We start from the raw sequence: 19,277 nt of genomic DNA on the forward strand, positions 1-19,277 counted from the left end.
TTCTCGTCTCAATAGTATAGCATACCTCCACCGCCCGCTCCAGAACGTACGTTTGCCATTGTTTGCAAATGCAGAAATAAAGAAGACTCTCCCGGAGCCGCGCAAACGGCGGGCGGAAGAGTCTGAATAAATGCATGTAAATTAGGTTCAAGGCTAACAATTACTGCTGCAACTCCTCCCAAGTGAAGCACAAGACCCTTATTCCTTCCGCTCCGTCCAGCCCAGGGTGTCCGGGCCGATTACAATGGTGCCGATCGCATCTCCGTATACATAGGACAGCTCGACCCGCCGCCGCTCCGCGTCCACCATGCAAGTGTTCACGTGCAGCGGACCGCTGTTGTCCGCCGCATCGCCGGGTAGACACAGGGTCAGAATTCCAGCCTTACCGGCCCAAGCCGCCCGGCCCTCGATTACCGGAATCTCCGATTTAGAGCCGTAGACCTCCGATACCCAGCCCTGCTCCTTATTCACCGTGAACTGTTCATCCTTCAGGCCGCTTGTCATCCAGCTCATATTCAGCTTCACTGTAGAGCCGGGATAGACCACGGTTGCTGTAGGCTGTGCGGCGACGGCAAATCCTCCAGCTGCGTCTCCTCCGGTTCCAATAACGGCTGTTTCAGCTTCAACTTCAGCTTCTCCGGTCACTGCTTCTCCAGCCGCTCCGGCTTCGGAAAACAGCTCCAGCACCGCCTCCGGGTGCAGATGGAACCGCTGCTCCAGCTCATGCTCGCCATCCGCCTCCAGCCAGTCGGCAATCAGTAGCAGCGGCACCTCCACGCCCAGCAGCACCCAGCGCCGGTGCATTACCGGACCGGGAAGACGGATGTATCCGTCATGCGCGGCATCAATGAAGTGGTAACGGCTGTTGCTCTCCCAGCGGAAGGTGCTGGCCTTAGCCACAGGCTCGCCCCATTGCTGGGTAGAGATATACGGCGTCTGATCCAACCCGTCTATGGTAATAGTGTTGTGTGCCCGGGTGCTTTTGAAATAACGGCGCCATTCCCCTTCCTCATAGGTGTACCTCCCGGTATCGGTGAAGAGCAATTGCCCGTTCCACATCCACTCCAGATTCAGCGCATCGGCATGACCGTGCGCTCCGCCCATCTCTGCGGCATCGAAGAACAGATACTGCTGCGGGTCCCGCATCACATAATACCCGGTCTGCACAAAAGCCACGCTGCTCACCGAAGGCGCAGACTCCGCCTGAAGCTGCACACACCGCTCATACGCCTCGGCTCCCAGCAGCCAGAGGCATTCTGCATTGCCCGTGCCGCGTCCGATCAGCGCATCATCCTTCAGAATGGCGCCCAGCAGCGTCAGCCGCTGCCGGCCGCTGCTGATCCAGTCGGAATCGCCGATCCCCGTGGACTGGTGATCCGGGCGGACCAGCGCTTCGGTGAACGCGGCCATCTTGCGGAGCTGCCCGCCGTACCAGGAGGAGAACGGGTGGCCGGATAACGCGCCCAGCAGATAAGGCGTCCCGAACATCTCAATGGCGGCATCATGGTAATGGGTGGTCAGCTCGATCTGTATCCCTTCCGGCCCGACCTGATGCAACAGACACAGCTCCAGGCGCTCCCCGGCCAGCTGCCGCCAATACGGTGCGCGCGGATGCTCATGATGGAAGACAGCAATCATGTAGAGGCCCTGCATATGCATAATCGCATGATTGATCTCCGTGCTGCCCAGGTAGCGGGTCAGAAATTCAGCATGCTCCGCAAGCCCCTCCAGCAGCTCACTGCGGAAGTGTCCATCCAGCAGCGGGCTGTCCTCCATATATTTGTACGCAGAGATCCAGGACTGCACCCGCAGGCCGGTCTCCAGCAGACGCCATGGACCCAGCTTCTGGAAAAAGACCGCTTCCTCATACGACGGAATCACAGGAACCGGGTTCTGCTCGCGCCAGCAACGGAAATGCTGCATAAAGGTCGTAACGTATTCCTGCTTGCCATTCATCAGATAGGCCTTGCCCAGATCCAGCATATGCCAGTGGCGGTTGATGCCCCAGGTGAATTCGGGGTCGTTCGTAGGATTATGCAGCCAGTCCGCCACCGGCTTGCCCAGCGGAATCCAGCGGCTCAGATCGCCGGTATAAGGAATAATGAATTCATTATTCACGGCATGCTCGGCAATCTGGACCGAGTTCTGCGCCTCGATGGGGAAATGACGGGCATAATAAGCGGCAGCGCTGCGCAGCTCAGATGCGTTCAGATAATAATCCTTCATTCCTGCTTCTCCAGGAAGTCCTCACGAAACGGATTGAACACATCCAGAATCACGGAATCCTCCAGCGCCTTCACACCATGCGGAATATTGTAGCCGGCATAGAAGCTGTCGCCCGCCTTCAGAATACGCGTCTCCTCCCCGACCTTGACCTCAAAGCTGCCCTTCACAATGTAGCTGATCTGCTCATGCGCATCATGGGAATGAACCTCTCCGATGCCGCCTTTGGCGAAGGTGACCTCCACCATCATCATCGAGCCCCCCTTTGCAAGCAGGGTGCGGGAACTGCTCTCATTAAGAACCGTCTTTGCTGCTTCGCTGTTCTCTAAAATCATTTCGGATCTGCTCCTCTCTCAATATGCAAGAAAGCGGCCGAATCTATCATGCATCGGCCGCCACCTGAACCTTACCTCTTATTCCTCGGTGGATAATTTACCCTGCAGCTTCGATGCGTCAAAGCTTGGATCGGCCACAATATCCGTTGCGCCGGAGGCTCTTGCTTTCTCTAATGAGACATTATACCGGGTATCCAGGTCTTTGATAATGCTGTCCACATCGCCGCCGGTGAAGACGAATGCCGAGAACGCATCGCTCCATTTGCTGCCTTCCAGTGACCCTTCTGTAATGGTCAGCGGGTTCGCCGGATAAATCGCGTCATAACGCTTCGGCAGGAAGCCTTCAATGCCGGGAATGCTTGGTTTTTTGCCGGAGCTGATGACTGTAGGGATCAGGGAGATGCCGTAGCCTTTTTCATAATACTCGCTTTGCAGGCTGTCGCTGTACACATACTCCATGAACTTCCACGCTGCTTCCTTGTGCGTGCTGTCTGCGCTGATGCCGATGTAGGAGCCGCCGATGATCTGCGATGCACCCTTAATCGTTCCGTCCGTAGTCGGTACAGCAACGGCAGCCCAATTAGCGGTGGTCGGGAACTGGTCTTTGTAGACGCCGGGCTCTGCCGAGTGGTTAATGTACATGCCGATTTTGCCTTGGGCGAACTGCGCGCGCAGCGGATCAATGTCCAGACTCTCTACGCCAGGCAGCATGCTGCCGTCTTCGTTCATCTGACGCAGGGCCAGCGCAATATCCTTGTACATGCTGAAATCAAATTGGCCGGTCTTGTAATTGTAGCCGTCAATGCCGGTATTGTTGCTCGCGCCAGCTACGGTATTGGATGCACGCCAGAAGCCGCTTGAGCTCTTGAACGGGCTGGCAAAGCCATATATGCCGTCCTTTTTGCCGGTTTCGGTAATCTTTTTGGCGGCAGCAACCATCTCGTCCAGAGTTTTTGGCGGATTCTCAATGCCCGCTTGCTTGAAGATATCTTTATTATAGATCAGTCTCCAGATCTGTCCGGTGTTGGGCAGGGTATAGGTCTTGCCGTCCACGGTATTCTTGTTCTCCAGCAGGCTGTCCTTGAAGGTCTCCTTCATCTCACTGCTCATATAATCATTGATCGGGGCCATGTAGCCTTTTTTGTAATAGGTCTGGAAGTCGTTGATCTGAAGCACATCAGGAGCCTGCTTACTGGCAAAAGCGATATCTACCGCCTGCGGATAATTGTCCCCCATCACGGTCATTTCCACTTCGATGTTATCCTTATTCGTCTTGTTGAATTCATCAATCTTGGATTTCATGAAATCGGCGTCGTGACGGTCGGGTGTCCAGTAGAGGATTTTGGTTTTGCCGCCGCTTGCTGCTCCGTTATCTCCCTTGGCGTCCGCCGGTTTGCTGTTACTTGCCGCGGGCTCCTTATTGCTGTCGGCAGCGCAGCCGGCCAGACTCAGTGCCAGAACTGTACTCATTGTTGCAACAACCCATTTTTTATCCATCGTTATGCCCCCTTGTGCTTGTCCTGACAGCCTGCAATCGGCTATCTGTTAACGTAATCATAATGGTTCCGCTTTCAGTGGGGTGAGGGACATTCTAACTTTGTAAGGGGGAAAAAATGCTTGTCCCTGTTCCTTCAGCTCCTGCTTATTTCAGGTATTTCTGCCGGAATGCTGTGGGCGTAAGTCCGCAGTATTTTTTGAACAGGCCGCTGAAATACGGGCGGTCCTCATAGCCGAGCATCAGGGAAATCTCCTGCACCTGCGCCCCGGCAATCAGCAGCTCCTTCGCCCGCTCCATCCGCAGCTTGGTAATATACTGAATCAGCGTCATGCCGGTCTCCTTCTTGAAGGCGCCTGCGAAATAGCTCGGGCTCAGATGGACGGCCTGCGCGCAGCTGTTCAGAGTCAGATTCTCCTCCAGATGCAGCCGGATATATTCTCTGGCCCGGTTAATGGACTGTGTTACATCGCGGAACTGCTTGCTATCGACGAATTCACAGCCCATGCTGGCGAAGTGATTGATATAGCTTTTCCAGCCGCCAAAGGTTAAAGAACGGTTCTCCTCCAGCGCCGTCAGGTCAGCCTCCAGCTGTATGCGCTCCTCTTCCGTGATTTCATCACAGAACGCCCGGTACATAGCGAAAGTCAGCCCGGACAAGAGACGGACCATCGACAGCGGATCAGGATATCTGCCGGAGAGGGTCCACTGCCGGAAGATCTCGCCGATGATCTCATGACAGCCTTCTTCATTGCCGGATTTGAGCGCGTACAGCAGCTCCTTCACCTTCTCCTCAGGATAGTCCGGGGCTGCGCGGTTCTCCGGGTCCAGCTCTGTGAAGCGGAAGATACAATTCCCCTCACTGTAAAAGCGGTAGGCCAGCGCTTTGGCCGCATGCACGAAGGAGGCCCTGATCTCACGCGGTCCCCGTGCCGCTGTGCCAAGGCCGATCGAAACGGTATTCTTGCTGTATTTCTCCACATTCTCACGGCACAGCTCCAGCAGCTCTACCGTATCCATGGCCTCCGGCGGATTAAAGATCGCGGCCAGCCGCTGTCTGCTCTCGCGCAGTACAACGCCGCGCGTGTGCATTTTCAGCGTCTCGTCCAGTATGTTCTTGATCGCAAAAGGAATGATCTCACTGTCATCCAGATGCAGAGTGTACCCGTATTCGGTATAACAGTCCAGCTCAATAGCCATCACCAGCAGATTGCCGGCGTCCAGGTCGATGCCGAGCTCCTGCCAGCGGCTGTCACTCAGGCTGATATTGGTCTCCTGGCGCAGCAGAGCGGTGAGATAATCCTGGCGCAGCTGCGCATGGCTGGCCATCATCTTCTGCTCCATTTGCTGTATCTGCTCTGCTCTCGCCCGCTCTTCTTCAATAGTCTGCTTCACCTTCAGCACAGCGTCCACAATCTCCGGCTGGGTGAACGGCTTCAGCAAATAGTTGGAGGCGCCCAGCTTGATCGCCTCCTGCGCATAGCTGAAATCCGAATACCCGCTGATGAATATGAATTTGGCCCGCAGCTTCGCTTCGGCAGCCCGTTTCATGAGCTCAAGACCGCTGAGCTTCGGCATACGGATATCGCTGATAACGATGTCGGGGTCCTTCTCCAACAGCAGCTCCCAGCCCTGCTCACCGTTGCCGGCGGTCCCCGCCACCTCCATTCCATGATCCGCCCACGGGATCGTTGAAGCAATTCCTTTGACGACAGTCTGAATATCATCCATTACGCACAGGGTCAACGGGTTCATGGCAGCCTCCTAAAGGATCGGTATCGTGACGGTTACAGTTGTGGCAATATCGGGAATGCTGCTGAAGGCAATCGATGCGGATTCACCGTAGTGCAGGCTGAGCCTGCTGCGCAGGTTGGACAAAGCATATCCCCTGCGCTCCGCTTCGGTGCCGTTCACCGCATTCGCAAGCTGAGCGGCATCCATGCCGCAGCCGTTGTCCGTGACCCGCAGGATCAGGAATCCGGCAGCGCGGTAGATGCGGATCTCAATTCTGCCTAGCTCCGCTTTGTCGCGGAAGCCATGCAGAATTGAATTTTCCACTAGTGGCTGAAGCAGAATCTTCAACATCCGGACGGACAGATAGGCGTCATCCTCCACCTCTATCGTATAGGTGAACAGATTCTCATAGCACTTCTGCTGGAGCTGCAAATACTGCCGGACATGCTGGACCTCCTGCTGGAGGGTCGTAATATCATTCCCGTTGTTCAGCCCCAGGCGGAACAGGAGCGACAAGGCCACGATCATCTCGCTGACATCGCTTTTCTCGCCATTCTCGCTTTTCCAGAAGATCGTATTCAGCGTATTGTATAAGAAATGAGGGTCCACCTGCGCCTGTAGCGCCTTGACCTCCGACTTGCGCTTCTCCTGCTCCGAGGTCCGCACCTCCTGAATCAGAACCTGAATCTGGTCCAGCATCCGGTTGAACTTATGGCCGACGGCGCTGACCTCATCCTCATAGCGGCTCTGAAACCGCACATCTAGATCGTTATACTCTACCTCTACCATCAGACGCTGCAGCTTGTTGAGCGGCTTCAGCAGTGCAGAGGCGAGCAGGTTGGACAAGGCCAGCGCCACCACGGTGCAGATTAGCATAATCCAGAAGATCAGCCAGCGGATCTGCTTCAGCGGCTGCAGCAGGTCTGCTTTGGACTGAATGCTGACCATAACCCAGTCCTCATTCATCGACAGCGTGCTGTAATTGACGAGCAGCTCCTCGCCTGAGACATTGATATAGTTGAAATCTCCTGCCGTCCCTTGGTTGAACCGGCTGACGAAATTCTGCTCCGTATTGAACGCGTAAGTCTGCGTCTCCGGCCGGATGACCATCGATCCATCCTTTTGCAGCAAAAAGAGCTGAACCTGATTATTCATCAGATCCTGCTCCAGGATGGACCTCATCGCCTCCTCCTTCATGTTCACAACCATATAGACGTCCGGGAAATTATGATTGTCAATTACCGTTGGCTTCAGCAGCAACGAGAGCACCCGGCCCTTCGATTGAAACAGCTCGCTCTGATGCGCCCCCAGCCACAGGGTATTCCAGCCCGGCCGCTCCAGATAGCTCCCGTACTTCTCCATGAAGTTGGTCTTCCGGTCGGGGAAATCCTTAGTGGAGTAAAAATCGCCAATCGGCGTACTAAGATAGGTCGCATCGATCAGCGGCTCCACCAGCTTAAGCTGGTCAAAAGAAGTCTGCAGCAGCGACAGATTCTGATAATAATGAGCGGAATTATTGTTGCTGACATCTTTCATCACTTGACCAAAGCTTTCGCCCAGCATCAGGGAAAAGGAAGAAACCACGATATGCCGGAGATGCTCGTCCATCACCTGAACGGATTTGTTCAGAATGCCTTGCTTCAGCTCAAGTGCACTGCCCTGAATGCTGCGCGCCGCGAAGAGATACGAACCGACTCCGGTTACACTGATACAAAGAATGGCGAGGAAGATGTACAGCACCTGAATTCTTTTCTTCAAAGACTGCTTGTAGAAACCGAGTTTCATCCGTGAACCACTCCTTGCCACCCATTGTAACAACAGTGCGGGCGGAACACTACTCTTTCCGGGACTACCCTTTGACGGCGCCGAGTGTTACCTGCATGAAGGATTTATTGGCGAACACATAGACCACCAGCAGCGGCAAAATGGACAGGCACGCGCCGGCCATCATCAGCTGCACCTCTGACGCCGCTCCGATTCCGTAGCGCAGATTCGCCAGCCCGACCGGAAGCGTCTGGAGCTGGGGATTGCTCATCGTGAAGACCAGCGGCAGAATATATTCATTCCAGGACCCCTGGAACGCCCCCAGTCCGGCAACCGCCAGCGCAGGCCGCAGCAGTGGCAAGATGATACGCAGGTAGACAGAGTAGAAGTTGCAGCCATCGATCATCGCCGCTTCGTCCAGGTCGCGCGGAATGCTCTGGAAGAAGCCGATTAAGATGAAATAACAGGTGGCATGGGCGCTGATCAGGATAATAATGACGCCCCAGAGCGTCTTGTTCAGGCCGAGCATGACCATCAGGTCAAATTGCGGACGCAGCACCACGGCCCCGATAGAGATGAACAGCGTGGAGGCCATGAGCAGAGAGTACGCTTTTTTGCCGATAAAAGAGACCCGGTTTACCGCATAGGCAGACATCGAAGCCACCAGCAAAGTGCCGACAGTGGTGACCACGCTTACAAATATACTGTTCAGCGTATAGCGGGAGAAGTTGGCGTTCTTCCACGCTTCCAGGTAGTTCGAGAAATGCCAGCTTGACGGCCAGATGGTTGCACTGCCGGTCAGCTCCTGGTTCGTCTTGAACGAGCCCAGCACGACCATGATGATCGGGAACAAGGCCAGCAGGGCGGCCGCAATCAGAAAGATCCAGAGCACAGCCTTGCCGAGCAAGCGGGTCAGCAGCGGGGACATGACGGGACGGGTATGGGTATGAGTACGGGTGTTATTCATTCTGCTCTCCTCCTGTCGGTTCTAGTACACATCGTTTAATTTCTTGGAGATCCGGAAGTAGACCAGCGTCACGCCGCCCACAATGACCGCAGTGGTGAAGCCGACTGCGCTGCCATAGCCGAGCTGCTGGATGGACTGCGCTTCCGCCGAGACCGGGAACAGGAGCTTGAACAGGTACAGGTACATGACTTCTGTTTTGCCGTACGGCCCGCCTTCGGTCAGCACCATAATACTCTCATAACCCTTCAGCGAGATGGTGATCGCCAGCATGATAATCATCTGCATCACCGGTCCCAGCAGCGGGATGGTCACATTCTTCAGCTTCTGGAATTCATTCGCCCCGTCCAGCGAGGCCGCTTCGTACAGATCATTCGGAATGCCTTGGAGTCCGGCGAGGAACAACAGCATATAGTTACCGACGGCACCCCAGATAGCAATAATGATTGTGGTCATCATCGCATGGTCGGCGCTGAGCCAGCCAACCGGTTCGTTGATGATCTGGAAGCGGATCAGCAGCTGATTCAAGATCCCGTTATAGGAGTTGAAAATAATGAAGAAGACAATCGCCATCACCGAGGCGCTGAAGATCGTAGGCAGATAATAAATCGCCCGCAGGAAGGAACGCCCCTTCATTTTGCGGTTCAGGATAATCGCCAGCAGCAGCGACATCGGAATCGTCACCACGAGCTTGCCGAGCGCATAGATCCCGGTATTGCCGACAGCGGACCAGAACTGATGGTCGCGCATTACCCGCCCGAAGTTATCGAGGCCGATAAATACAGGCGTCCCAAACCCCTGATAGTCATAGAACATATACCGCAAGGCCCACAGCAGAGGATAAATGCCGAACACCAGGGTCAGGAACAAGCTGGGAAATACGAAGACGTAGGCATGTATTTTTTTCTGTTTCATAAACGGCCCCCCTTAGAATCTGTACCTTGATTATAGAGGGAACATCTAAGCGGCCGGGATAGGGAAATCAACTATTGAAAGGGGAGGATGTTACTGAGCTGGGGCGGCGGGGAGGGCCGGAGGGCAAGTCGATGGTGAATGGGGCGGGCGGCGAGAGGTGGGTGCGGCGGGCGGCGGGACTCCGGCGGGCGGAGTGAGACGGGCACAGCGTTGGCGGGACTCCGGCGGGCGGCGTGAGACGGGTACGGCGGGGGCGGGACTCCGGCGGGCGGCGTGAGACGGGTACGGCGTTGGCGGGACTCCGGCGGGCGGCGTGAGACGGGCACAGCGTTGGCGGGACTCCGGCGGGCGGCGTGAGGTGGGTGCGGCGGGGGCGGGACTGGGGCGAGTTTTGTGTTTTAGGTAGCTTTAGGTGTATTTGGTACAACTAAAAGCGGCCAAAATGGCTCGTTAACAGGTTTAAGTGTATTCTCTGCAACTAAAAATCAGATTTTCATCTCCACAGTTACTCCGAGCCGATTTTAATTGTACAGAATACACCTATCTCAGCTATTCTGGTTTTGGGCGGTCTTTTAACTGTACCAAATACATCTATTTGTATTAGTGCTAACGACCGTTTCCCTCCTCACACAGAACATTTTCCACCCTTCCCTTCCCCCACTTGCATACTCGTCCCTTAGCCCTCCTCTCCGGACCCATTGTGTTCGGTTTTTCGCTATTCGGTTTCTCGCACACATTCGGCCGGTCGACTTTTGCGGCGTGGGCCAATAGACTACTTTCTTATTCCCCTGCCCAGCCTCACCACGGGGTGTCCACGTATGGTTGATGAAGATAGGAAAACTGCTGATTTTGAGTCTGAACCCTATAAAAAAAGAGCCTCTATAAAAGAGACTCTTCCCGCAAAACCGGCTGGCCCGCCGGGTCTGAAACTTCTATTTGCTGTGCACCTCAAAGATGGCGAACTTCAGATAATGCCCCTCGTCCACCCCGAGAATCTGCGGATGGTCCTTGCCTGCGGCCCGCCATTCGATCAGTCTCAGCACCTTGCCGGCATCCTTGGCCGCTTCCATGATCGTGTCAAGGAACAGCTGCGGCTGCATGTGGTATGAACAACTGGCCGTGACCAGATATCCCCCGTCATTCACCAGCTTCATACCCTGCAGATTGATGTCCTTGTACCCGCGTACGGCACCTGCCACTGCGCTTTTGGTCTTGGCAAAAGCGGGCGGGTCCAGAATCACGACATCCCATGTGCGTCCGCCCCCGGCGGTCATCGGCTTCGCGGTATCTGCCTTGGCAGCCGGTTTGCTTCCGCTTGTCCCTTCTGCCGCCGCGCCGCCCGTAGCACGCTCGGTGCGTTCCTCCTGACCCTTGACCTGATTGCGCAGGAAGGCAAATGCATCATCTACCACGAATTCCACCCGGTCGCTGAATCCGTTGATCTCCACATTGGCCTTCGCACTCTCAATGGCATGCGCAGACACATCCAGGCAAGTTACCTTCTTGGCGCCATACTTGCAGGCATGCAGTGTGAAGCTTCCCGTATGCGCAAAGCATTCCAGCACAGTTGCACCATCCCAGTACGGGAAGGTGACAGGCTTGCCGCTTTTGTTGACCGGCAGCATCTGGAGTGAACCATCCTCGGCAGCTACATTCTGCAGTGTAATTCCGCTGCTCCCGCCCCAGCCCTTCATCAGCGGAGCAATCGATGCTCTATTCTCCCGCTGATCGAAGAAGTAGCCGGTCTTCTGTCCCTCTTCAATGTCAACGATGACCTTCAGCCCGTTCTCACTTACGGTAATGTGGCGCGGGCATTCGCCGTAGAGCACACCCGTGGTCTGTTCCAGTCCCTCCAGCTCCCGCACACTGACATCGCTGCGCTCGTAGATGCCACGCGGCGCCATCACCTGCACCAGTGCCTCCACAATCTCGGAGCGGTGCTGATCCATAGCCAGTGTCAGCAGCTGCACCACAAGGACTTCACCGAAGCGGTCAATGATCAGCCCCGGCAGAAAATCTGCTTCCCCATAAACCAGACGGTAAGCATCCGCCCCCGGCAGGAAGCGTTCCCTGTGCCGCAGACAGTCCGCGAACCGCTCGACAAAAAACGCCGTGTCCATAGCCGCCAGCTTATGCTGCGACAGAATTCTCACCCGAATCTGTGAAGCCGGATTATAATACCCGGTAGCCAAGTACCGCCCCTGATGGGTCAGAACATCCACCAGTCCGCCTGGCTGCGGATCTCCGTCTACAGATGCTACTTCACTGGCGAAGACCCATGGATGGCCCTGCTCCAGTCTTTTTTTACGGTTTCGTTCCAGAATTACTGATGCCAATACCTTCAACTCCCTATTCTTGTTGCCAGATTAATATACATGTCCTATGCCTGGCGTTCATATATTGGTACAACCCCCGTTCAAAAAGGAGCCTGTCCTTATGATCCGTGAACTGTTATTCCCTGTCCTCTACGGTCTTGTCATATTCCTCGCCGGCATGAAGGTGATGGAAGCCTCGTTGTCGCGGCTGGCCGGTCCTCTGCTGAAGCGCAGCCTGCACAAGGCTACCTCCACACCAGCCAAAGGCCTGATCGTCAGCGCCCTGCTATCGGCGCTGCTGCAGAGCAGCACCGCTGTAACGGTGCTGACCATCGGCATGGTCAATGCCGGGCTGCTGACCTATGCCCGCACGCTTGGCATTATTCTCGGCAGCAACATCGGCACCTGCCTGACAACGGAGCTGATCAGCCTGCAGATCAGCATGCTGGCCGCGCCGCTGCTGATCGCGGCGCTCTGCCTGTGGGCCGCCGCCGTGATGGCCGGCGAGCTGGCCCCGCAGTCCTGGCGGCTGCTTGAGGCCTGCCGCCGGATCTCGGGACCGCTGCAGTTCATCTGCCTCGCGGTCACCGGCTTTGCGCTCGTCCTGTGGGGCATCGCGGTCATGCAGTCCATCGGCCCCGCCCTGGAAGGCAGCCCCCTGTTCCGCTGGTTCCTCGGGCATGCCGCAACCAGCGCACTCTGGGGGCTGGCCGCCGGGGCTGTGCTGACGGCGATGGTGCACAGCAGCGCCGCAGTCATCGGCATGGCGATGGGCCTCGCCGCCAGCGGCGTGATGCCGCCTGCGCTTGGCATCGCCATCGTCCTCGGCGCGAATATCGGCACCTGCGTCACTGCTGTCATTGCCGCCATTGGCAGTACGCCTTCCGGCGTATTCGTCGCCTGGTCGCATGTGGCACTGAATGTCGGCGGCGCCTTACTCTTCCTGCCCTTCATCCAGCCTCTGCAATCCCTGTCCGCCTGGATCGGCGGCGGACCTGCCGCCCAGCTCGCCCATGCCCAGACTATTTTCAACGTCGTCTGTTCGCTTGGTGTACTGCCGTTATGCTATCTGCGCGTCTGGTCCAGGCTGGAGCAACGGCTGCAGTCCTGAGTCTTCCAAGAATCGTAATCGCAGTCCTCATTATACTTCAAATCCGCCCTGCAGTACTAATCCAAAGCTTTATTGCATAAGAAATTTATCCTTTATTGATTTTATGGGATTTATACGCATAATTGTAACTAAGGGAGATGATTTCAAGGTTGAGTAAACAAAATATCAGCACAACAGTTTCAGGAGATTTAATTGTTACCCATCTAATTGGAAAGATTAACACAGATGATGTGAATGAATGGTTCCATGGATTCGAGCATGCTTGCCAACAATTCATTTCCGAGAATCGGAAATACAAATTGCTGGTGGACCGAAAAGGATACACGCCAGATCATTTTTCTGTTCAAAAAGCATGGAAAGATAAGTTCTTCAATGAAACCCTATTGAATCACAGCAAGGCAATTGCGTTTCTCCTTGAGGAAGGGGAGATCATGAATTATTTACAACAATCCAACACCAAAAAATCCGTGAATTTTTTTGATAATTATGAACAAGCATTGATTTGGTTAAATGAGTATTCAATATAAAGCCTTACAAATTTCCAGTTCATTGTGAGTCAGCGCTCTGTCATAGCAACAATTTTATAGAATTACAGAAAAGATCCTAAAAAAAGACCCAGGGCCACCGATATTGGCTCCGGGTCTATATTTACATCAGCTTCTTAATCTTATCCAGCGGCAATTCAACAGCCTTAGAGACCGCTTCGGGAGAAAATCCATTAAGCAGCAATTTACGGATGAGCTCCGCCTGACCTTCTTCTTTTCCTTCCGCTTTTCCTTCAGCTTTGCCTTCCTCAATACCTTCCGCTTTGCCCTCTTCGTATCCCCAACGCTTCCAGGCTGGCATCAATTCCATTATGACTTCTCCCTCCTCCCTCCTTATTAATCTTGAGCATTCCGATTCCTCACCATAAACAAAAAAACCTGCACACCGTCCATATAGACGAATGTGCAGGTCTTGTTGCCGCTCAAACCGCAAGCAGTATTACACTATTTCACGCTAACAGATACCGAGACTGTCTTAGTCCCCAGTTTTCCTTTAATAGATGCGGTTCCCTTGCTCACTGCTGTAATCATCCCAGTGGCATTCACCTTGGCGACAGCAGGCTTGGAGCTGGTCCAGACCATGCTTCCTGTGACAACTGCAGTGCGGCCGGTATCATACAGCGCGGTTACCACTACGTTTTTGCCTGCGCCCGGTGCAAGACTCAGCCGGTTCTCACTGACTGTAAGCTTCATCAGCTTGGGAACAACCGTTATCTTAACCGTCGCCTGAATGCCCTGGTAGGAACCGGTCAGGGTAGTTGTACCCTCAGCCAATGCTTTGACGGAAGTTCCCTTAATAGTAGCCACAGCCGGGTTCGAAGATTCCCAGTTCATTACCCCTGAGAAGTTGGCAGATTTGCCGTTTGAAAAATATCCGGTGGCCTTAATGGACTTGGACGCCTTGATGTTCATTTCCAGCGTTGCCGGGTCCACCACCAGCTTCACGACCTTCTGTTCAATCGTTACCGGAACACTGATGGTCTTGTTGGAGTAGGTTCCCTTCAGGGTTGCCGTACCTTTGACCAGTCCCTTGATGGTCTTGGCGGCAGTTGTCTGCTTAAGAACCGCATTGCTGCCGCTCAGCTCCCATTTGATGCTTCCCGACACATCCAGCTCGTCGCCATTCTCCAGCACAGCCTGGACAGCGGGCAGTGGCAGCTCTTCACCAATTACTACTCCCAGAGCAGCATCGGGTCCGATCAGGACAAGCACTTTATTCTGAACCGTTACGTTAAACTGAACGCTCTTGGAGCGGATCGTTGCAGCCGAAGCGGAGGTCACTTCGCCAGTCTTGAGCTTCCCGGTCAGGATGGCCGTACCTGCCTTGCCGCCGACAAACTTCCCGTCCTTGATGGAGACAATCTCTTCATTCGCAGAGGTCCACTCCATCTCATCGCTGATATCCAGTTTGGTGCCGTCATACTTGGTTCCGGTCACCTTCGGCAGGCTTACTGCATCCGCCGTGTAGATTTCCTGCTCCGTCTTCTCCAGGCCCAGCTCCGTCAGGGTTGGATAGACGGTGATCTTGAAGCTTTTGCTGATGCCCAGATAGCTGGCCTTAATGATTGAAGTTCCTACCGCTTTACCCGTAACAGTGGCATAAGCGTTGCTTGCATCCGCCGAATTGGCGGTTACTGTAGCATTCATCAGGTTATCCGAGGTCCAAACGGCGGACGCTGTTTCGTTCGAGGTTGAATTGACAGCATTCCGCATTGCTGCGGTTACATTCAGACTCTCCCCCAGGAAAAGCGACTGGTCGCCGGAAGGCGTCAGCAGCAGCGCTTCATAAGGCGCACGCACATAGACATCCACCGACTGGGTAACACCCAGATAGCTTGCGGTGATGACCGTTTTACCCACGCCCAGGATGGTAATCTCACCGTCTTTAACAGTAGCTACGCTCTCGCTGGAGCTGCTCCATTCCACCTCATTGCCCAGGGTAATCTCCGGACTTGCCGAAGTGGCTTTGGTCTTGGCGGTCAGCTTGGCCGGATGGTCCCCGACCAGCATTTCCATTTCCTTGACGATGGTGTCATTCTTGTCTTTCAGCACGATAGCGGCATAAGGAAGCTCTACCACCGCTTTGATCGTTTCGGTTAATCCTTTGTACTTGGCGGTAATGGTAGCCTTACCTTCACCGACCAGCGTAATCTTGCCTGCAGCAATGGTCAGCACGCCTGTATTCGAGCTGCTCCATTCCGTGTCCTTCGTGACATCCTTCTCCGCAGTGGCCGATGTTCCGCCGATGGCGGTGGCCGTAACAGACAGCAATTCCTCTTTGTCGCCTAATTTATAGCTGCCCTCTGTGCTGCGGGTCAATTTCAGTTCCTTAAAGGCATGGGTGACCGACACCTCTACAGAGGCTATCGCATTATTGAGAGTTGCTGTAATTACCGCCGTTCCGGAATTCACCGGTGTAAGCTGGCCATTTAATACTGTAACTACTTCTTTCTTGGAAGAGGTCCATGTTGCGGCTGCCGTCACATCCCGTTTGGAAGCGGAGCCCTCTACATTGGCATATAGCTTAAGCTGCTTCGGTGACTGGCCCACGGTAAGCTCTACCTTGGCTGAGCTGTCGAATTCAATAGAGATAGTGTCTCCAGCAGCGGCAAAGACGTTTACCGGAAAAGCGGCCACAACGAGCAATATCATAATGAGGAGCGTTTTTGTCATTTTCCTGTACACGGTCATCTGTTCTCTCCTTAGACGGTCTGATTATCGGTGGACTTTTTGCCACTCTCTTCCACTATATCGACAAATCCGGCCCAAGTCTTTACCCCATTTTCCATATTTCACGATTCCCGGGCAAATTCAGGTCTTTGTAACTATGAAATCACAGTCCGGCAAAAAAGGATGCCTAATCGCCTTCATCGGCTAAGTAGACATCCTTTCATTCGCAAGCACCTGTCCTAGCGGACGCTTTCGCGCAGTCCAGCTGCCGTCCGGCTAACACTGACAAGCTCGCCCCGGCATTCATTCACGCCGGCTTCGGTTACCTTCACCTGGCACAGCTCGCCCTGCAGTGAATCGTCGCCGTTAAACAGCACCTGGAGATAGTTGTCGCTGAAGCCGTGCTGTACGCTGCGTCCCGCCGAGCCTTTGGCAGCCCGTTCTGGAATGACGGACAGCGTCTTGCCGACGAACCGCCGGGCATAAGCTAGCTGCATCTCTTCAGAGAGGTCAATCAGCTCCTGCACACGCGCATTCTTGATCTCCTCATCGACCTGATTCAGCATCCGCGCAGCCGGGGTTCCGGTCCGTTTGGAATACGGGAAGACATGCATCTCCGAATAGTTGACCGCCTTCATGAAGTCGTAGCCTGCCCGGAACATCTCATCCGTCTCGCCCGGGAAGCCGACGATCACATCCGTTGTGATCCCCACATCCGGCATAGCCTCTCGGATCAGCTGCATTTTGGCAAAATACTCTTCCGTGGTATACTTCCGGCGCATCGCCTTCAGCACCTCGTTATGGCCCGCCTGGAGCGGAATATGCAGATGGCGGCACATCTTGGTGCTGCGGTTCAGCACCTCCAGCAGCTTCTCATCAATCTGGCTCGCTTCAATGGAGCTGATGCGGACACGCTCCAGCCCGTCCACCTTATCCAGCTCCCAGAGCAGGTCAGCGAGGCGGTAGTTGTCCAGATCATCCCCGTACCCGCCAGTATGGATGCCGGTCAGCACGAATTCCTTGTATCCGGCCTCCACCAGCTGATGCGCCTGGGCGACAATCGATTTCGGATCACGGCTGCGCGACAGACCGCGCGACCAGGGAATAATGCAGAAGGTACAGAAGTTGTTGCAGCCGTCCTGTATCTTCATGAACGCCCGCGTCCGGTCAGCGAACCCGGGCACATCCATCTCCTCGAACTCACGCGTCTTCATAATGTTGCGGACCGCATTCACGGGCTGGCGTGACTCCTGAATATTCTTTACATGCGTCATAATCTGTTCACGGTCCTGGTTGCCGATCACCAGATCGACTCCGGGAATATCGAGAATCTCTCCAGGTGAGGTCTGCGCGTAGCAGCCGGTAACCGCTACGATGGCGTCTGGATTGCGGCGGACCGCCCGGCGGATCATCTGCCGGCTTTTTTTGTCGCCCGTATTGGTCACTGTACAGGTGTTAATCAGATAGACATCGGCGGCCCCCTCGAAATCTACCTGCTCGTATCCATCATTCTTAAAGAGCTGCCAGATGGCCTCGGTATCATAGAAATTGACTTTGCAGCCCAGTGTATAAAAAGCTACAGATGGCATGGTTTAAGCTCCTCCCATTTCTCCGGATTCATATAAAATGCAGGCGGCGGCAACCATGCCTGCGGTTTCACAGCGCAAAATACGCGGCCCCAGCCCGACAGAGACGGCTCCGGCCTCCTCAGCCAGTCGGCATTCCTCCGTACTGAAGCCGCCCTCCGGCCCTACAACAATCATCACTTTAGCCGCAGCTTCCTGCGGAAGCGATGCCAGCCATGGCGCGGCTGCGCTGCGGAGCTGGAGTCCCTCTTCCTTCTCATAGCAGAAATAGACGGCATCATAGCCGTTGAAGCTCTGGAGCAGCTGCTTCCAGCTGAGCGGTGAATGCACCTGCGGAACAATATTCCGGTGCGCCTGTTCGGCGGCCTCCTTACAGATTTTGCGCCAACGCTCTAGCCGCTTACTCTCCTTGCGCTCATCGTAATGCACAATCGTCCGCTCTGAGAGGAACGGCGTGAAGGCTACAGCCCCGATCTCCGTGCATTTCTGAATGACTGTCTCCAGCTTGTCCCCTTTGGGCAGGCTCTGGGCGACAGTAATCTGAATGCGCGCTTCATGAGTCATAGCCAGAGGCTCCAGTATGTTCACGGTGACGAGGCCAATCTCTATGTCAGCAATCTCGGCCAGCGCCTCGCGGGCCACGCCGTCGCTGACGATCAGCTTGTCCCCGGCCTTGCCGCGCATGACCTTCGCGATATGGCGGGCGTCTTCACCGTCAATGCTAACCTTGTCTTGTCCGAACTGTGCCGGAGTTACGAAATAACGCTGCATCTCTCATCCTCATCCTGTCCGTTATTCAGCGTAAAAGCGGCGTAGTCCCCGCCAAATCAGGTCCCGGCCGCCGCTTCACACGTATCATTCATCTACTTAATAATCACATTATATTCTACAACGTTTGCCATGCACTGAACAGTCCCTGTCAGTACTGCTCTGCTCAGACCCCGAACATTTTTAGGAACAGCTGGAAGAAATCATTACCCGTACGTGTCGCCCAGTAGCTAAGCGGTTCTATCGTATAGGCGCGCAGACCCGGAATGAAGATGATCAGCAGGAAAAGGAAAACCGTATACTGCTCATACTGCTGAAGTCTTCCACGGATCGGACGCGGTGCGATATCCTCTACAATCCGGTAACCGTCCAGCGGCGGCAGCGGAATCAGGTTAAATACGAAGAGGAAAAAGTTGAAGTGAATGAACATCCCGAAGAACCAGATCAGCGCCCGGAGCACCTGCTCGTTCTTAATCGAATCCATCGTGCCCGTTCCCACAAGAATCGCATAGATCAGCGCGCCCAGAATACCGAGCAGCAGATTGCTGATTGGCCCGGCGGCTGAGACAATGACACCCATCAGACGGGGACGGCGGAAGTTATCCCGGTTCACGGGAACCGGACGCGCCCAGCCGAAGCCGGCAATCAGCAGCAGAATGATGCCGAAGAGGTCAAAGTGCACCGCCGGATTCAAGGTCATACGGCCCAGCAGGCGTGCTGTAGGGTCCCCGAATTTATTGGCAAAATAGGCGTGGGCGAATTCATGCACCGTAAACGCAATAACAATCGTAATCAGAAAAAACGGAAGCTGCTGTAAAGGATATACTAAAAATTGATCCAGGGAACCCATGT

16 protein-coding genes are annotated in these 19,277 nt (G+C 54.7%); 3 read left to right on the forward strand and 13 right to left on the reverse strand.

The window, feature by feature from the left end; genetic code table 11:
* Positions 1-198: 198 nt before the first annotated feature.
* The 7 genes from NYE26_RS22615 to NYE26_RS22645 all read right to left on the reverse strand — a co-directional run bounded on the left by NYE26_RS22615 (position 199) and on the right by NYE26_RS22645 (position 9,430).
* A complete protein-coding gene (locus NYE26_RS22615; protein WP_339250272.1) occupies positions 199-2,226 on the reverse strand; it encodes an alginate lyase family protein in 2,028 nt (675 codons plus the stop codon).
* A complete protein-coding gene (locus NYE26_RS22620; RefSeq protein WP_036724361.1) occupies positions 2,223-2,558 on the reverse strand; it encodes a cupin domain-containing protein in 336 nt (111 codons plus the stop codon). Before NYE26_RS22620 ends, NYE26_RS22615 begins: the two co-directional genes overlap by 4 nt.
* Before the next feature lie 78 nt (positions 2,559-2,636).
* Positions 2,637-4,055, reverse strand: a complete 1,419-nt coding sequence (locus NYE26_RS22625) for a sugar ABC transporter substrate-binding protein (protein WP_339250274.1) — start codon at positions 4,053-4,055, stop codon at positions 2,637-2,639.
* A gap of 145 nt (positions 4,056-4,200) precedes the next feature.
* Positions 4,201-5,808: a response regulator gene (locus NYE26_RS22630; RefSeq protein WP_339250276.1), complete on the reverse strand. Its 1,608-nt coding sequence runs from the start codon at positions 5,806-5,808 to the stop codon at positions 4,201-4,203.
* Positions 5,809-5,817: 9 nt separating this feature from the next.
* On the reverse strand, positions 5,818-7,572 hold the full coding sequence (locus tag NYE26_RS22635; RefSeq protein ID WP_339250278.1) for a histidine kinase: 1,755 nt from the start codon (positions 7,570-7,572) through the stop codon (positions 5,818-5,820).
* A gap of 64 nt (positions 7,573-7,636) precedes the next feature.
* Entirely contained in the window at positions 7,637-8,479 is an 843-nt protein-coding gene (locus NYE26_RS22640; protein ID WP_051477952.1) for a carbohydrate ABC transporter permease, read from the reverse strand.
* 60 nt (positions 8,480-8,539) lie between these two features.
* A complete protein-coding gene (locus tag NYE26_RS22645; RefSeq protein WP_339250280.1) occupies positions 8,540-9,430 on the reverse strand; it encodes a sugar ABC transporter permease in 891 nt (296 codons plus the stop codon).
* A gap of 74 nt (positions 9,431-9,504) precedes the next feature.
* Between NYE26_RS22645 and NYE26_RS22650 the strand changes: the two genes are divergently transcribed.
* The gene (locus NYE26_RS22650) at positions 9,505-9,627 is read left to right on the forward strand and encodes a hypothetical protein (protein WP_339250282.1); all 123 of its coding nucleotides are present in this window, start codon (positions 9,505-9,507) and stop codon (positions 9,625-9,627) included.
* Between the two features lie 735 nt (positions 9,628-10,362).
* On the opposite strand, the gene NYE26_RS22655 is transcribed toward NYE26_RS22650, so the two are convergent.
* Positions 10,363-11,766 carry a class I SAM-dependent rRNA methyltransferase gene (locus NYE26_RS22655; RefSeq protein WP_339250284.1) on the reverse strand — a complete coding sequence of 468 codons (1,404 nt, stop codon included), beginning with the start codon at positions 11,764-11,766 and terminating at the stop codon, positions 10,363-10,365.
* Positions 11,767-11,866: 100 nt separating this feature from the next.
* Between NYE26_RS22655 and NYE26_RS22660 the strand changes: the two genes are divergently transcribed.
* Both NYE26_RS22660 and NYE26_RS22665 read left to right on the forward strand, forming a co-directional pair.
* Complete coding sequence (locus NYE26_RS22660) at positions 11,867-12,856, forward strand: Na/Pi symporter (RefSeq protein WP_339257592.1); 990 nt, start codon at positions 11,867-11,869, stop codon at positions 12,854-12,856.
* Positions 12,857-13,005: 149 nt separating this feature from the next.
* Positions 13,006-13,383: an STAS/SEC14 domain-containing protein gene (locus NYE26_RS22665; RefSeq protein WP_036732199.1), complete on the forward strand. Its 378-nt coding sequence runs from the start codon at positions 13,006-13,008 to the stop codon at positions 13,381-13,383.
* Between the two features lie 121 nt (positions 13,384-13,504).
* On the opposite strand, the gene NYE26_RS22670 is transcribed toward NYE26_RS22665, so the two are convergent.
* From NYE26_RS22670 to NYE26_RS22690, 5 genes are all read right to left on the reverse strand, one after another.
* A complete protein-coding gene (locus NYE26_RS22670; RefSeq protein WP_339250286.1) occupies positions 13,505-13,711 on the reverse strand; it encodes a hypothetical protein in 207 nt (68 codons plus the stop codon).
* Positions 13,712-13,845: 134 nt separating this feature from the next.
* Positions 13,846-16,074 carry an Ig-like domain-containing protein gene (locus tag NYE26_RS22675; RefSeq protein WP_339250288.1) on the reverse strand — a complete coding sequence of 743 codons (2,229 nt, stop codon included), beginning with the start codon at positions 16,072-16,074 and terminating at the stop codon, positions 13,846-13,848.
* A gap of 236 nt (positions 16,075-16,310) precedes the next feature.
* Positions 16,311-17,660, reverse strand: a complete 1,350-nt coding sequence (gene mtaB / locus NYE26_RS22680; protein ID WP_339250290.1) for a tRNA (N(6)-L-threonylcarbamoyladenosine(37)-C(2))-methylthiotransferase MtaB — start codon at positions 17,658-17,660, stop codon at positions 16,311-16,313.
* A 3-nt stretch (positions 17,661-17,663) separates the two neighbouring features.
* Positions 17,664-18,428, reverse strand: coding sequence for an RsmE family RNA methyltransferase (locus NYE26_RS22685; protein WP_339250292.1), 765 nt, complete (start codon positions 18,426-18,428; stop codon positions 17,664-17,666).
* Positions 18,429-18,591: 163 nt separating this feature from the next.
* On the reverse strand, positions 18,592-19,275 hold the full coding sequence (locus NYE26_RS22690; RefSeq protein ID WP_036732205.1) for a site-2 protease family protein: 684 nt from the start codon (positions 19,273-19,275) through the stop codon (positions 18,592-18,594).
* Positions 19,276-19,277: the final 2 nt, after the last annotated feature.

Source organism: Paenibacillus sp. FSL P2-0136, from assembly GCF_037975325.1.
GTDB classification, from domain to species: Bacteria; Bacillota; Bacilli; order Paenibacillales; family Paenibacillaceae; genus Paenibacillus_AQ; species Paenibacillus_AQ silagei.

Excerpts from the sequence above, each read along its gene's own strand:
- NYE26_RS22620 (WP_036724361.1), bottom strand. The coding sequence starts at position 2,558 with ATGATTTTAGAGAACAGCGAAGCAGCAAAGACGGTTCTTAATGAGAGC.
- NYE26_RS22635 (WP_339250278.1), bottom strand. The coding sequence starts at position 7,572 with ATGAAACTCGGTTTCTACAAGCAGTCTTTGAAGAAAAGAATTCAGGTG.
- NYE26_RS22640 (WP_051477952.1), bottom strand. The coding sequence starts at position 8,479 with ATGTCCCCGCTGCTGACCCGCTTGCTCGGCAAGGCTGTGCTCTGGATC.
- NYE26_RS22660 (WP_339257592.1), top strand. The coding sequence starts at position 11,867 with ATGATCCGTGAACTGTTATTCCCTGTCCTCTACGGTCTTGTCATATTC.
- NYE26_RS22615 (WP_339250272.1), bottom strand. The coding sequence starts at position 2,226 with ATGAAGGATTATTATCTGAACGCATCTGAGCTGCGCAGCGCTGCCGCT.
- NYE26_RS22670 (WP_339250286.1), bottom strand. The coding sequence starts at position 13,711 with ATGGAATTGATGCCAGCCTGGAAGCGTTGGGGATACGAAGAGGGCAAA.
- NYE26_RS22645 (WP_339250280.1), bottom strand. The coding sequence starts at position 9,430 with ATGAAACAGAAAAAAATACATGCCTACGTCTTCGTATTTCCCAGCTTG.
- mtaB (WP_339250290.1), bottom strand. The coding sequence starts at position 17,660 with ATGCCATCTGTAGCTTTTTATACACTGGGCTGCAAAGTCAATTTCTAT.
- NYE26_RS22625 (WP_339250274.1), bottom strand. The coding sequence starts at position 4,055 with ATGGATAAAAAATGGGTTGTTGCAACAATGAGTACAGTTCTGGCACTG.
- NYE26_RS22690 (WP_036732205.1), bottom strand. The coding sequence starts at position 19,275 with ATGGGTTCCCTGGATCAATTTTTAGTATATCCTTTACAGCAGCTTCCG.
- NYE26_RS22675 (WP_339250288.1), bottom strand. The coding sequence starts at position 16,074 with ATGACAAAAACGCTCCTCATTATGATATTGCTCGTTGTGGCCGCTTTT.
- NYE26_RS22685 (WP_339250292.1), bottom strand. The coding sequence starts at position 18,428 with ATGCAGCGTTATTTCGTAACTCCGGCACAGTTCGGACAAGACAAGGTT.
- NYE26_RS22630 (WP_339250276.1), bottom strand. The coding sequence starts at position 5,808 with ATGAACCCGTTGACCCTGTGCGTAATGGATGATATTCAGACTGTCGTC.